This window comes from Aureisphaera galaxeae, assembly GCF_028561275.1.
GTDB lineage: Bacteria > Bacteroidota > Bacteroidia > Flavobacteriales > Flavobacteriaceae > Aureisphaera > Aureisphaera galaxeae.
Window position 1 is genome coordinate 843,891 of record NZ_JAQQTF010000002.1, and the last position, 15,019, is coordinate 858,909.

Genomic DNA, 15,019 nt, shown 5'->3' on the forward strand with positions numbered 1-15,019 from the left:
CAATTGTCGTATTGAATTGCCTGTCGGGTTGTAGCACCTTTGTACCCATACTAACTACAAAACCCAACAATTATGAAAACCTTTAAAAGTGTATTATTTCTATTCCTCCTTTCAACGCTTATAATTTCCTGTAGCAACGATGACGATGCTGGGGACAGTGGAACTACAGGTGGTGGAGGAGAGGCCTTTTCTGCTAAGATTGATGGAGCCGATTTTGCCGCTTCCACAAACCCGGCCACCCTTATCGGAGGAACCTTTACCACGACCAATGGGACTTCCCTACTAACAGGTCAAGGAAGCACTAACAACGGTGATTTTATCAATTTCTCCATCATTGATTTCAATGGTCCAGGAACGTATACCACAGGAGATAATATTAGCAACACCAACCAGATTCAGTATGGTGAACTGGTGGGGCAAACGGCCAATGTTTGGGCATCCAATTTAGCATCTGCGTCTGTAGGGGGCCTGCAAGCAGGAGAGATTACGATTACCTCCCAAGATGACAATGGCGCAGAGGGAACCTTCTCTTTCGAAGGGTATAACGCAGCTGATATGTCGACTAAAATGATTAGCGAAGGACAATTCAAGATTTCCTTCGACAATTAAGAGCATACAAGAATCTCATACGTTGAGGTTTTTATGCGTGACCGGGAGCAGGACCTAGTTCTGCTTTCGGTTTTTTTTTGTTGAAATATCTAATGCCCTAGTAATCAATATACGTCAATTGCCTTATTGAATTGAAATCGATGGATTTGCACCTTTGAACCATCAACTTAAAACCAGAATTATGAAAACTTCAACGTTAAAAAATGCGATCTTCCTTTGTGCCATCCTGTGCTTATCGCTAGCACATGCGCAAAGGGCAGAAGCTCCCGATTTTCAGTACGATGTTGGGGCCAAGATCAATGACATGACCCTAACCGAAGGGGGAACCATGGTAGTAGCTACTAATGATGGATTGGTAGGGATTAAACCAGGAAGTAACGATCTGCTATTCAACTTTACCGATTACGGGCGTGTAAAACCCGAGGAGCTCTTCTTCGTTCCTCGTGCACCTTATGTGGTGGTTGGGCAAACCGGATTCGGTGCCATGACGACCAAAAAAGCCGTGATTGACTATATGTCCGGAAAGAAGCTCTTCAGTACCGAGGACAACGGTTGGAAAATGATCATGACCTGCGATGTTATGATGCCACAGAACAAATTGGTGGTGAGCGGGCAGCGCAGATCGAAAGAGCAATTTGCCTCGGCTGTTGCAGTGTATGACCTCAATACGGGACAGCAGGAAAGTTTTTTCAAATTTAAGGGATCTGAAACCGTAAGCGGAAGACCCCTTATGCTGAAAAGTGGACTCATCATTCCTACAACAAAAGCCCTTAAGAAAATCAATATGGAAACAGGGACTATGGAATGGAGTACAAAGTCGGACGATATTAAATGGATGGTAGCCGATGAGACCGAGCAGGAAATCTACGGATTCGAAGTAGCTCCCAATGGAGGTAATACCAAAGTGCACAAAATTGGAGCCAACGGAAACCTGCTTTGGGAAGATCCGCACAAGGTGAAAGGGAAAGTGGTCAATTTCGAAATCCTTCCCCAAGGATTGGCCATAGTGAGTAACGTGGATAACTCAGGCAAGTCTAAACTAATGAAATTGGCTTCGGGCCGTTCCGAATCGAAAATCGCTTTCTTAAGTGCTTCGAATGGAGATGACCTTTGGGAGAAAGCACCCAAAACCAAAGGGTATGTACAGCATTTCTATATCATGGATGATGGTATCTTATTTGGAATTTACGAAGGGGGAATCAACAAGATTTCTTTTGAAGGAAAAACCCTTTTCAAGAAGCCTCTAAAGACTGGCGAAAACATCCTCACCATGGCAAATACACCTCAAGGATTGATCTATATTACCTCAGAAGATGCAAATATTGTAAATTTAGATACCGGGGAGCAGGTGTGGAGCAAACCGCTCAAGTACAAAAGAGCGGATGCCGTAGCATCGGATTACGATGAAAAAAACCAGCGCTACCTTATTAGCGCAGACGAAAAACTATTTGCAGTGGATGCCAGCAGCGGAACCGTATCTACTTTGGCCGAATCTAAATTCGACGGGAAAGAAGACCCTACAGGTGTAGAAGTTAGGGACGGTGGAATTCTATTGACCAGCGACCAGAATATGATGCTTTTAAACTGGGAAGGAAACCAGAACTGGCATGAGTATCACAGAGCACCCGGCAAGAGTGCCTTTGGAGCCATTTTAATGGGGGCACTGGCGGTAGCTACTGCCGCAACGGCTACAGCATCCTATGCCGAAGCCAACCGCAACCGCAACCGTCTTGGGTATTATACGTCCCGAGGTGAAGCTTATGCCAATATGGGCGATAGCATGGCGGCCGCATCGGGAGCATCTATCGCCGAAATGTTGAAACGCTTCAAAGCGACTTCGGCTACAGCGAATGCTCAGTTTGTATTGACCAAATTGGACGAAGGTGTTGGTTTGGTGAAACTAAACAAGGATACCGGAGCCAAGGAGAAAGAGATCATTCTTAAAGATAAAAAACCTGAATATACCGTAGACGATTTTGGAGGCGTGCTCTATTACAAAGCCGATTCCAATTCCATTTACGCCTATGATTTAACTAACTAGCCAATGGTTGAGTTGTGACCGCAGATGAGAGGAGTATTTGTGGTCGATTAAAAGGGGTCGCTTGTTGCGGCGGCCTCTTTTCAGAATAACGCATAATAAACTTTCAATGATGAAAACACTTGTTCAAATTTTAGTAATCGTACTACTGTTGCCCGTAGCGGTAATGGGACAAACGAAGCGAAGCGATGCTACACCCTTAAATCCTTTTACGGTGCGGTACCACAAAAGTCAATTCAATTTAAAGGGTCCTGTAAAACAATACAATGACTGGTTGGGGACCTTCCATTTCAATGAAAAAGGATATCTGCTAAAGGATGAAAGCCTTTTGGGATTAACGACAGATTTTCATTACGATTCTTCTGGGAATCTTTATAAGATCGTAAGCACCTATGCCGGAAGCCCCGTTACGTATAATGTGATTCTAGACTCCAACAAGAACGTATTAATTAAGGCTACCGCTTTGAACATTGGTGAAAAGTACACCTATGATTCCAAAGGGAATGTACTTGAGAAATATCGCTTGGAGGATAATGAACTGCAAAACCGCTATACCTATGACAGTCAGAATCGACTGATTAGAAGTGATGGGTTTTACAATGCCATTAATGAAACTTCTACAACAACGTACAGTTATGCCAATGAAAGTGGATATCTTAAGGTAAGTTCCCATTACAAATCTTCGAATCCCGAAAAAAAGGAGAACCGGTATGTGAGCTATTATAAAGATGGGGAGTACAGTGGGCAATCCAAGAATTCTGCCATGAAGTACGATAAGCATGGAAATCCCTTATCGTATTTGGATAAATTTGGAAAGGTAAGTTCGGAAAAGAGTTACGTGTACTTTGGCGAAGAGCCTTCTTCTTCGACTAGTTCGGTGAGCACACCACAGGTGAACACTCCTTCCAGTGTATCTGCCACATCCAGTGGATCCGGATGTTCTGGCGATTGCCAAAATGGATGGGGATATAAGACCTATGGAGACGATTATTACGAGGGATTCTGGAAGAATGGCCAACGTGATGGCTATGGAATGTATTATTGGACGGGTACCGGAAAGCACATCGGTTTTTGGAAGGAAGGTAAACAGGAAGGCTTTGGAGTGTACCTGGCCGACGGCGGAGATAGTAAAACCGGAATGTACAAGAACGGTAAAATGAATGGCAACGGTTATTCTAAGATCAATGAAAAATGGGAGCGCGGATACTATGTGAATGGGTCGATTTCTACCCCTTATAATTTCTATGACAATAAGGTGGAGACCGGTTGTATTGCAGGAGATTGCCAAAACTCATACGGCCGCTACAAATGGTCCAATGGGGATGTATTTACTGGATACTTTAAAAATGGCGTGATGCACATGGGGTATTATTCCTTTGTCAGTGGCGATGCCTATGCAGGAATGTTCAATAGCAAGGGACAATTCCATGGAGGCGGTCGCTATTTCTTCAAGGACAAAGCCTATTACGGAGGGCTTTGGGATAACGGAAAATACCATGGTCGAGGGTATTACCACGACAAAGATTTGAAACAGCAGATTGGGGAATGGAGCCAAGGGGTACTCTCCCGTAATATGAAGTAAAATGTGGCTTAGAAAGGGCTTGTTTGGATACTGCCAGGCAAGCCCTTTATGGCTTTCTACATTATTTTGTAAATTAGAGTACAACTAACTAACAACCATAAGATGACCCCTAGAGTAATACGTATATGCTGCGTTTTGCTGCTTTCGTGCCATTTTATATGGGCGCAAGAGAAGGCCGCACAAATTGATAGTTTACATCTCGCCTTACAAGCAGCAAAAAATCCAACGGACGAAGCCACCATTATCAGAGACTTGGCAAAGAGTTATATGGAGGTGAATTTAGATTCTTCTATTGTGCTTTATAAGCGATTGGAGGATATTGCCGATGCGCTCAAGGACGAAGAAATGAAAGCCAGGGCCCACTTTGGCTATGCGTGGGTGTATGACCACAAAACCCGTTTCGATTCGGTACAGCACTATTTGAAATTGGCCGAACCCATGATCGATCCTAAAGAGGATTATGACCTTCACAGTACCTATTTAATTTTGGAAGGACGTCGTGCTTTGGGCCTTGCCGAATATGAGGCTTCCGAAGAGATCTTTTTGGGAGCCATAAACTATATAGAATCTGAAGGCAACAAACCAGATCTCGCTATTTGTTATAACAATTTGGCTGTCATATACGATTATCTGGGACAGTTCGAAAAGGCCATCAACATGCATATTCTTTCGGCCAATATTGCCGAAGAATTTGGCGATGTAAATGGAGTAGCTAAATCTTATAATAATATTGGTTTGGTGCATCATAGTCTTAAGGAATATGATAAAGCAAAAGAATATTTTCTGAAATCCATAGCATTAAAGAAGGAGGTGGGCAATATCGTAGGTACGGTTTCTTCCTATCATAATCTTGGTAACGTGTACCGTAGGCATGGCATTAAATTGCTGAGCATGGAGAAATTGGATACCGCCAAGATGTACTATCAAAATGCACTGCGGCTTAGCGAAGAATCCAATTACGATCGTGGGGTTACCATTTCCTATATCAATCTTGCGTTGATCAACACCACCGTTGAAGAATTTGATGAAGGAATACGATACGGGAAACTGGCTTTGAAGCGTGCCGAAGAATTGAATGACATGAATTCCATGATGACGGCTTCCATTAATCTGGGAGATACCTACCAGTTCAAAAAGGAATATGAAGAAGCTGAGAAGTATCTCGTTCAAGGATTGGATATTGCCACCCGTATAAAGGACGTGAACATTAGAAGGCGTACCATGTATTTATTGAGCCGTTTGCACCAAAGACAAGGCAATTACAAAGAGGCTTTGAGTTATTATAAGGCACGGGTTGCCCTGTCCGATTCGGTAGCTTCTGTCGATGTAAAGAACAAAGTGAACGAGTTGGAAACCAAGTACCAAACGGAGAAAAAGGAAAAGGAAATCCTTACCCAACGGGCAGAACTGGCCGAAAAGGACTTGCAGGTCCGTAGAAAGAACACTTGGATCTTTGGAGGCTTCGGATTGGCCTTGGTACTGGGATTATTGGGGTATTTATTATTCAACCAACAAAAACTGAAAAACCGTCAGCTCAAGAAAGAAGGTGAATTGAAGGCCGCGCTTGCTAAGATCGAAACCCAAAATAAGCTTCAGGAACAACGATTGCGTATTTCCAGGGATTTACATGATAATATCGGCTCCCAGCTTACATTCGTAACTTCTTCTGTAGACAACCTCAAATTCAAAATGAAAGGGGGAGATGAAAAAGTGACGGAAAAACTGGGTGCTATTAGTGAATTTACGACCCAGACCATATACGAATTGAGGGATACCATTTGGGCCATGAACAAGACGGAGATCAGTTTCGAAGACCTTCAGGCGCGTATCGCCAACTTTATGGATAAAGCCGGAGGGGCCAGCGATCGAGTGGTATTCAATTTTAATGTGGCCGATGGAATTTCCAAAGAAACGGAGCTTACGTCGATTCAAGGAATGAACGTGTATCGTATTATTCAAGAAGCAGTGAACAACGCCCTAAAGTATGCGGAAGCGAGTGAAATAGATGTGGCCCTTTCAAAAACCAATGATGAAGAAATGGTTGTAAGGATAACCGATAATGGAAAAGGGTTCGATATGGATACGGTTGAAAGGGGTAATGGTTTGGCGAATATGAAAAAAAGGGCACGGGATCTTAATGGTGGGGTTGAGGTGACTTCAGAAGTAGGCAAGGGAACAAAAGTCAATTTGCAGTTTAAATACGGCAAATGACGTATATTTCTCAAGGCAGCGGATACCTACCTTTACAGAATGAAAGTAGTGACAGGAATCCCCATTCTATTGGTTGTTAGCGTAGCTTCTATCTGTTTGTTTATGATAGGGCTATTTCGATTTCAAAACCATAGATTACAACAAGTGTTTTTGAATAGAACACAAAGAATAAATGAAATGATTACGCAACACAGCCATCAGATACAGTACCGAGAGAAGGGATTGAATGCTTACGACTTTCTACTTCGAAATCTGAAAGAAGCATTGCGAATTCAAAAGGACATCGAATTATGAATATTAAAGTGGCCATTGTAGACGATAATACTTTCCTTATTCATGCGATTAAGGAAAAGCTGTCTTTTTTCGACGATGTGGTGGTAAAACATACTTCCTTGAATGGAAGTGAATTATTGACCAAATTGGAAGAAAACCATAATCTCGATGTCATCCTCATGGATATAGAAATGCCTGTGTTGAATGGCATAGAGGCTACGCAAGTCGTAAAGCAAAAGTATCCTCAGATTAAAATCATTATGCTTACGGCTTTCGATAATGACGAGCATATCTTCAATTCCATTAAAGCCGGTGCCGATGGTTATTTGTTGAAGGAAATAGATCCCGAGGGATTGTATAATGGAATAAAAGAAACCCTGAATGGCGGTGCCGCTATGAATCCTTCCATAGCATTAAAAACCTTGAAGTTACTCCGCAACCCGCTCAATATCGAAAACCAAAAGGATAAAGAAGAGATTTCCCTTTCCAAACGGGAAGTCGAAGTGTTGGAGCAGCTGAGTACCGGACTAAGCTATACCAGCATCGCAGACAATCTCTTTTTATCACCCAGTACGGTTCGAAAACATATTGAAAACATCTACAAAAAGTTGCAGGTACACAGTAAAATAGAAGCTGTTCAAAAGGCTAAAAATCACAATATTATCTAAATAAAAAACCCCCTCTATTGAGGGGGCTGTATCTATTATAATGATCAGGTTCTAAAGTCCAAAAGCGGCTTTTACCTTATCTACGTAATCTAATTTTTCCCAGGTGAACAATTCTACCTCAACCGTTTTCTTTTCTCCGTTAGGGGTGGTAAATGTTTTGGAAACCACTTCATTGATTCGTCCCATATGGCCATAGGCTGCTGTTTCTGAATACATAGGCTGACGTAGCTTTAAACGTTCTTCAATAGCGGCAGGGCGCATGTCGAAAATCTCAGAAACTTTGTTTGCAATCTCACCGTCGGTCATATCCACATTAGAAGTGTCATAGGTATCCACAAAGATTCCCATAGGCTCAACCACACCGATTGCGTAACTTACCTGCACCAACACTTCATCACACAATCCAGCAGCTACTAGGTTTTTGGCAATATGCCTTGTGGCATACGCTGCAGAGCGGTCTACTTTACTAGGGTCTTTTCCACTAAAAGCACCACCTCCGTGAGCACCTTTTCCTCCGTAAGTATCTACAATGATCTTACGTCCGGTCAATCCGGTATCCCCGTGAGGACCTCCTATTACAAACTTCCCAGTAGGGTTAATGTGATAGGTTATATCGTCATTAAACAAGGCTTGGATCTCTGGCTTGGATTGCGCCTTAATTCTAGGGATTAAAATATTAATAATGTCGTCCTTAATTTGAGCCAACATCCTTTCATCGTCTGTATCAAATTCGTCATGCTGGGTAGATACTACAATAGAGTCGATACGCGCTGGTCTATTGTCATTGTCGTATTCTATGGTTACCTGACTTTTAGAGTCAGGGCGCAAGTATCCAATTTCACTTCCGTCGCGACGCATGGCAGCCAGCTCTTTTAGGATGCGGTGGGATAGGTCCAACGCCAAGGGCATAAAATTGTCAGTTTCGCGCGTAGCATAACCAAACATCATTCCTTGGTCCCCGGCACCTTGTTCTTCTTTAGATTCACGATCCACCCCACGGTTAATGTCATCACTCTGTTCGTGAATGGCAGAAAGCACACCGCAACTATTTCCGTCGAACTGATATTCACCTTTAGTATAACCAATACGGTTAATCACGTCCCTAGCGATCTTTTGTACATCTAGGTATATGTTAGACTTTACCTCTCCGGCCAGTACTACCTGTCCTGTGGTTACCAAGGTTTCGCAGGCTACTTTCGATTGGGGATCGAAGGCCAAGAAATTATCGATTAATGCATCACTAATCTGATCTGCAACTTTATCTGGGTGTCCTTCAGATACACTTTCTGAAGTAAATAAATATGCCATACAATGGTTTTAAAAAAATAACTTCTGTTTAGAGGTAAGATTTGACGAGAATGGGTCGGGAAGTTAACACTGCCTTTAGCATTTTTTCTCGAGGTTGCAATCAGTCAAATCTGTCCTCAAATTGTGACGGCAAATGTAAGCATTCTCGCAAAACTACAAAAGCTTTTTACTGTTTCTGAAGCACAGCTCTTTGCACGGTTGTTATGGGGTAGGAAATAACCTCTGTTTGCTCCTCTCCCTCAGCATAGGTTACATTTTTTCGATCCTTGGGTGCGAAGACAATTTCGAATACCATATGGTCCTTTTCAAACGTGATGAATGTGGTCAACAAATTACCTCCTACTTCGAAGAGGGCGTACATTCTATTGTCAATAACCTTATCGTCCAAAATGATACCGTTATTCTCATCTACCGCATAGATTCCCTTTTTTGGGTCCTTTTCAATAAGGGTATAGTTGCGTTCCTGTCGTTTATCTCCCGCGCCATATACCAAAATATAGTTGTAAACACCTGTAGAATCGGTTTCGGTAAGATGAAACTCCATAGGAATGTCTTGTTTCCCTCGTTCAGCATCTATGTGAAGTGTTCCAGTATAGATACCCAGATAATCGTTTGGGAATTGAAGGGTTTCTTGAGCTTGAACTAAGATTCCATTCAATAGAAGGAATAGGAAAAAGGGAAGGGATTTCATGAATATGGTATTGTGAAAATTAAAAATAGGACTTTAATCTAAATATTTACAATATCTTCGAGATCAAGAGTTAGAATATTAGAGATTATTATGTCTATAAAGAAATACAAAGATCCTTGGTTTTATATCGCTACGATCGGAATTTGCCTATACGGACTGATTTTTTGGATTAACTATGATTTCGAATATCTATCCGATATAATTTTCACGGTTCTAGTAGGAGCAACACTACTTATTTTGCTAATTTTCTCAGTGAGCGGATTAGTAAAATCGAGAAAAGAGCGAAAATAAATTTTGATTTCTAAAAAACTTTTCCAAACATTTGTATAGATGAATATCCAAAATGTCATTACTGTCATTATTAACATTGTCATTCCATGACGATGCGGGACGGTATTCATTGATATTATAACAAAATAATATATCGAAAAAGCCTTCCCAGAAAACGGGAAGGCTTTTTTGTTGGAATACATATGAAGCATACAATTGTCATTACTGTCATTATTATCGTCTCGCCCTTCCGGCGCTGATGCAGACAGTCATGACCCATTAAAAAGACCTGTATCAGCGCGATACAGGTCTTTTTTTATGCCCAATACATAAAAGTGAACATCGGAATGAAAATGAATTTAAATAACTGTAAATCAATTAAATAAATCAAAACCAATTGAAATTAGACATCTTCCAAAACGTAAAAAACGAAATCTCACTGCGTGAAGGATGGTCTACTTTCGATCTAATTTAACAAGTCATGTATTACGATCAGGAAACACAAGTGTATTTAGACGGTGCTTGGATCAAAGCAAGCGAAGCACAAACAGGACTCTATTCCCAAACCCTTCATTATGGCAATGGGGTCTTCGAAGGAATCCGGGCGTACCAAACCGACGACGGTCCGCAGATTTTTAAAGCCAAAGAGCATTACGAACGTTTTCTGTACTCTGCGGAGGTCATGCACATTCCCTGTCCTTATTCGGTGGATGAATTGATCAAATTGAGCTATGAACTCTTAGATAAGAATGGTTTCGAAGATGCCTACATCCGCCCATTGTTGTACCAAGGAGAGATGATGACTTTACAACCCGCCGAGAAATCGCACCTATTGCTGTGCGCTTGGGAATGGGGCAAGTATTTAGGAACTAAAGAAGTGAGGCTCATGACCTCTTCGTATCAGAGACCCAATCCGAAATCCACCCACATTCAGGCAAAACTCGTTGGTCACTATACCAATTCTATCATGGCCACGACCGAAGCTAAGGCTAATGGATATGATGAAGCCCTGTTGTTGGATCAGTACGGTTATGTGGCCGAAGGGCCGGGAGCCAATTTTTTCTACGAAAAGAATGGCGTGCTCTATACCTGTCCATTAGGGAATATCCTTTCAGGAATCACTCGACAAACGGTTTTCGAAATGGCCGAGGAACTGGAAATCGTAATCCTAGAGAAACATTTTACGCCTAGCGATGTATACAAAGCCGATGGTGCCTTCTTCACGGGAACCGCTGCGGAGATAGCTCCCATAAAGTCCTTGGATGGCAAGGAATTCAACAAACCTTGGAAAGAAACCTTGGGATATCGCCTTTCGGAATTGTACCAAAAGCTCGTACGGGCACATACTACTCACTTTTTTGAACCCGCATACTAATGGAACTCAACAAATACAGCAAAACAGTAACCCAGGATCCCACGCAACCAGCAGCCCAAGCCATGTTGCACGCCATAGGACTCACGCGTGAGGATTTCGAAAAGCCATTTGTAGGGATTGCCAGTACGGGATACGAGGGAAATCCGTGCAATATGCACTTAAACGATTTGGCGAAACGCGCTAAAGAAGGAACCCAGAATGAAGGATTGGTCGGACTTATTTTCAACACCATTGGGGTAAGCGATGGCATTTCCATGGGAACTCCGGGAATGCGTTATTCATTGCCTTCTAGGGACATTATTGCCGATTCCATGGAAACGGTGGTGCAGGCCATGAGTTATGACGGACTCATTACGGTCGTAGGCTGCGACAAGAATATGCCCGGTGCTTTAATGGCCATGATCCGACTCAATCGCCCTTCCATTCTTGTGTATGGGGGAACTATTGATTCTGGTTGCCACAATGGAAAGAAACTGGACGTGGTTTCTGCATTTGAAGCATGGGGAAGCAAAGTAGCAGGCACCATTACCGAAACCGAATACCAACAAGTGGTAGAAAAAGCCTGTCCAGGAGCGGGAGCTTGTGGCGGGATGTACACGGCCAATACGATGGCTTCAGCCATTGAAGCATTGGGGATGGCATTGCCCTACAATGCCTCCAATCCTGCTTTAAGTGACGAGAAAAAGAATGAATCGGTAGCTGCGGGAGAAGCCATGCGAACTTTATTGGAAAAGGACATCAAACCTAGTGATATAGTCACCCGAAAGTCACTGGAAAATGCAGTTCGATTGGTGACGGTGCTCGGTGGATCTACCAATGCAGTGCTTCACTTCTTGGCAATTGCCAGAGCTGCGGACATTCCCTTTACCCTGAGGGATTTTCAGGCCATAAGCGATAGCACACCTTTCTTGGCCGATTTAAAACCTAGCGGAAAATATCTGATGGAAGACATTCACGAACTGGGTGGAATTCCCGCCGTGCTAAAATACCTCCTTAGAAAAGGATTGTTGCATGGAGATTGTCTAACGGTTACCGGTAAAACCTTGGCCGAAAATGTAATCGATGCACCCAATCTTCCTGAAGGGCAGGATGTAATTCATCCTGTTGAAAAACCCATTAAACCTTCTGGGCATCTTCAAATGTTGTTCGGAAATCTAGCCGCAGAAGGCTGTGTGGCCAAGATTACAGGAAAAGAAGGGCTAAAGTTTACGGGCAAAGCCAAAGTATTCAATAGCGAGTTTGAAGTAAACCTGGGCATAGCCGAAGGAAAAGTAGAAAAAGGGGATGTAGTAGTCATCCGGTACGAAGGCCCCAAAGGAGGGCCCGGAATGCCCGAAATGTTGAAGCCTACTGCTGCCATTATGGGAGCGGGATTGGGGAAAGAAGTTGCCCTCATTACCGATGGCCGCTTTTCAGGAGGAACCCATGGTTTTGTAGTGGGACATATCACCCCAGAAGCTCAAGAGGGAGGAACCCTCGCCTTGGTTGAAAATGGGGATGAAATCACTATCGATGCTGAGCAGAATTCAATTCAGTTGCACGTAAGCGACGCAGAATTGGCTGCCCGAAAGGAAAACTGGACGGCACCACCGCTCAAATTCAGAAAAGGAGTACTGTACAAATACGCAAAAACGGTTTCATCGGCCTCACAAGGCTGTGTAACCGATGAGTTTTAATCTTCACATCTAAAAATAAAATTATGGAATTACAAACCGTAACTCAAACCAAGACTTCAAAGGCTACCAAAACCCATATGGCAGGAAGCGAAGCGGTCGTTCATTGTTTATTGGCCGAAGGTGTGGAGACTGTCTATGGCTATCCTGGCGGAGCCATTATGCCCGTATACGATGAGTTTTATAAATACCAAGATCAACTCCAACATATTTTAACCCGACACGAACAAGGGGCTACCCATGCCGCGCAGGGCTATGCCCGAATTTCAGGAAAAGTAGGGGTTGCTATTGCTACTTCGGGTCCAGGAGCTACCAATCTCATTACAGGAATTGCAGATGCGATGATCGATTCTACACCCATGGTTTGCATCACCGGGCAGGTAGGAGCACACCTTTTGGGCACAGATGCCTTTCAGGAAACCGATATCATCGGTATTTCTACACCGGTAACCAAATGGAATTATCAGATAACGAAGGCTTCAGAAATTCCCGAAATCTTTGCCAAAGCCTTTTATATTGCTCAAAGCGGAAGACCGGGACCGGTATTGATCGATATTACCAAGAATGCGCAGTTCGAAAGTTTCGATTTCGCCTATGAAAAATGTTCGGCCATTCGAAGTTACCACCCCGTTCCTCAATGCGACCCGAATGCACTGCAGGAAGCGGCAGATCTGATCAATAACGCCAAAAAGCCCTTCATTGTTTGGGGACAGGGCGTGATTTTAGGCAAGGCCGAAGAGGAATTGAAAACCATGGTCGAAAAAACGGGAGTTCCAGCTGCTTGGACCATTTTAGGGGCTTCGGCTATTCCTACTGCTCATCCGTTAAATGTTGGGATGGTAGGAATGCATGGGAACTATGCGCCCAATATCTTGACTAACGAATGTGATGTGCTGATAGCTATTGGTATGCGATTCGATGATCGTGTAACCGGAGATTTAAATACCTATGCCAAGCAGGCCAAGATCATTCATTTTGAAATCGATCCAGCTGAAATCAATAAAAACGTTCCTGTTGATGTGGCTGTATTGGGAGACGCCAAGACCACACTTTCAGAACTTATACCCTTACTACAACCTAATGAACATACTGCTTGGCGACAACGTTTTACCGAATTGCAGGCCGTAGAGCAGGAAAAGGTCATTCAGAATGATCTATTCCCAACTAAGGAAGGATTAACCATGGGTGAGGTAATGCTTGCCATTAACAAAGAAAGTGAAGGCAAGGCTGCCATTGTAAGTGATGTGGGACAGCATCAGATGATTGCCTGTCGTTATGCCGAGTTCAACGAAACACGAAGTAATATCACTTCTGGTGGATTAGGAACCATGGGCTTTGCCCTACCAGCAGCTATTGGAGCCAAAATGGCGGCTCCCGAAAGAGAAGTTATTGCCGTGATTGGCGATGGGGGATACCAAATGACCATTCAGGAACTGGGAACCATCTTTCAGAATAGAACACCCGTAAAGATTGTGGTGCTTAACAATGAGTTTTTGGGAATGGTACGGCAGTGGCAGCAGTTGTTTTTCGAAAAGCGCTACGCCTCAACCGAAATGACCAATCCCGATTTTGTGAGTATTGCCAAAGGCTATCACATAGAAGCGGATAGAGTCACAAAACGAGAAGAATTGCATGAAGCAGTTCGTGATATGATTCAATTTGAAGGACCGTACTTCTTGGAAGTATGTGTAGAAAAGGAAGACAATGTATTCCCAATGATTCCGTCGGGAGCATCAGTATCCGATATCCGATTGGAATAATTATAAAACAGCTAAAGAAAACGATATGAGTTCAGAAGAAAAGAAACTGTACACTGTTTCCATTTATACCGAAAACAACGTGGGATTGCTGAATCGTATTTCGGCCATTTTTCAACGTCGGCACATCAATATTGAAAGTATCAACACTTCCATTTCTGAAATTGAAGGGGTATCCCGATGGACCATTGTGGTGAAGGTGACCGAACCACAGATTCAGAAGATTATTGGTCAGATAGAAAAGCAGGTCGATGTCATTCGGGCCTATTATCATATGGATGAAGAAACCATTTATCAGGAGTGTTGCCTTTTCAAAATTCAGAGTGATCTCTTTTTCGAAGATCCTAACATTCAGAAAATCATTTCGGCAAGCAATGTGCGCATTGTCACTGTAGAGCGCGAGTTTTTTGTACTCGAAAAAGCCGGGCGCAGAAGCGAAATAGAATCCCTATACCAACAACTAAAACCTTTTGGGATTATGCAATTTGTACGTTCAGCACGTATTGCCATTACCAAGGAATCCTTAAACATTAGTCCATTACTAACCGCATTTCAAGCATAATA

The 15,019-nt window shown here is 43.0% G+C and carries 12 protein-coding genes; 10 read left to right on the forward strand and 2 right to left on the reverse strand.

Annotation, left to right across the window (positions count from 1 at the left end; genetic code table 11):
• Positions 1-72: 72 nt before the first annotated feature.
• The 6 genes from POV27_RS03650 to POV27_RS03675 all read left to right on the forward strand — a co-directional run bounded on the left by POV27_RS03650 (position 73) and on the right by POV27_RS03675 (position 7,381).
• Positions 73-609, forward strand: a complete 537-nt coding sequence (locus POV27_RS03650) for a DUF6252 domain-containing protein (protein ID WP_272861368.1) — start codon at positions 73-75, stop codon at positions 607-609.
• Positions 610-790: 181 nt separating this feature from the next.
• Entirely contained in the window at positions 791-2,650 is a 1,860-nt protein-coding gene (locus POV27_RS03655; RefSeq protein ID WP_272861369.1) for an outer membrane protein assembly factor BamB family protein, read from the forward strand.
• Between the two features lie 106 nt (positions 2,651-2,756).
• Complete coding sequence (locus tag POV27_RS03660) at positions 2,757-4,229, forward strand: MORN repeat-containing protein (RefSeq protein ID WP_272861370.1); 1,473 nt, start codon at positions 2,757-2,759, stop codon at positions 4,227-4,229.
• A 102-nt stretch (positions 4,230-4,331) separates the two neighbouring features.
• A complete protein-coding gene (locus POV27_RS03665; RefSeq protein ID WP_272861371.1) occupies positions 4,332-6,440 on the forward strand; it encodes an ATP-binding protein in 2,109 nt (702 codons plus the stop codon).
• 39 nt (positions 6,441-6,479) lie between these two features.
• Positions 6,480-6,734, forward strand: a complete 255-nt coding sequence (locus POV27_RS03670; protein ID WP_272861372.1) for a hypothetical protein — start codon at positions 6,480-6,482, stop codon at positions 6,732-6,734.
• Complete coding sequence (locus POV27_RS03675) at positions 6,731-7,381, forward strand: response regulator (RefSeq protein ID WP_272861373.1); 651 nt, start codon at positions 6,731-6,733, stop codon at positions 7,379-7,381. Before POV27_RS03670 ends, POV27_RS03675 begins: the two co-directional genes overlap by 4 nt.
• Before the next feature lie 51 nt (positions 7,382-7,432).
• Here the strand turns inward: POV27_RS03675 and metK are convergent, their stop codons facing one another.
• Together metK and POV27_RS03685 are read right to left on the reverse strand one after the other, a co-directional pair.
• Positions 7,433-8,689 (reverse strand): methionine adenosyltransferase, encoded by a 1,257-nt coding sequence (gene metK / locus POV27_RS03680; protein ID WP_272861374.1) that lies wholly within the window; start codon positions 8,687-8,689, stop codon positions 7,433-7,435.
• 166 nt (positions 8,690-8,855) lie between these two features.
• Positions 8,856-9,380, reverse strand: a complete 525-nt coding sequence (locus tag POV27_RS03685; RefSeq protein WP_272861375.1) for a hypothetical protein — start codon at positions 9,378-9,380, stop codon at positions 8,856-8,858.
• Positions 9,381-10,131: 751 nt separating this feature from the next.
• Here POV27_RS03685 and POV27_RS03690 point away from each other — a divergent pair.
• The 4 genes from POV27_RS03690 to ilvN are packed head-to-tail and all read left to right on the forward strand — an operon-like array spanning position 10,132 to position 15,017.
• Positions 10,132-11,025: a branched-chain amino acid transaminase gene (locus tag POV27_RS03690; protein WP_272861376.1), complete on the forward strand. Its 894-nt coding sequence runs from the start codon at positions 10,132-10,134 to the stop codon at positions 11,023-11,025.
• Positions 11,025-12,701 carry a dihydroxy-acid dehydratase gene (ilvD, locus tag POV27_RS03695; protein WP_272861377.1) on the forward strand — a complete coding sequence of 559 codons (1,677 nt, stop codon included), beginning with the start codon at positions 11,025-11,027 and terminating at the stop codon, positions 12,699-12,701. Before POV27_RS03690 ends, ilvD begins: the two co-directional genes overlap by 1 nt.
• Before the next feature lie 23 nt (positions 12,702-12,724).
• On the forward strand, positions 12,725-14,458 hold the full coding sequence (ilvB, locus tag POV27_RS03700) for a biosynthetic-type acetolactate synthase large subunit (RefSeq protein ID WP_272861378.1): 1,734 nt from the start codon (positions 12,725-12,727) through the stop codon (positions 14,456-14,458).
• Between the two features lie 25 nt (positions 14,459-14,483).
• Entirely contained in the window at positions 14,484-15,017 is a 534-nt protein-coding gene (gene ilvN, locus POV27_RS03705) for an acetolactate synthase small subunit (protein ID WP_272861379.1), read from the forward strand.
• The last annotated feature ends 2 nt before the right edge of the window (positions 15,018-15,019 follow it).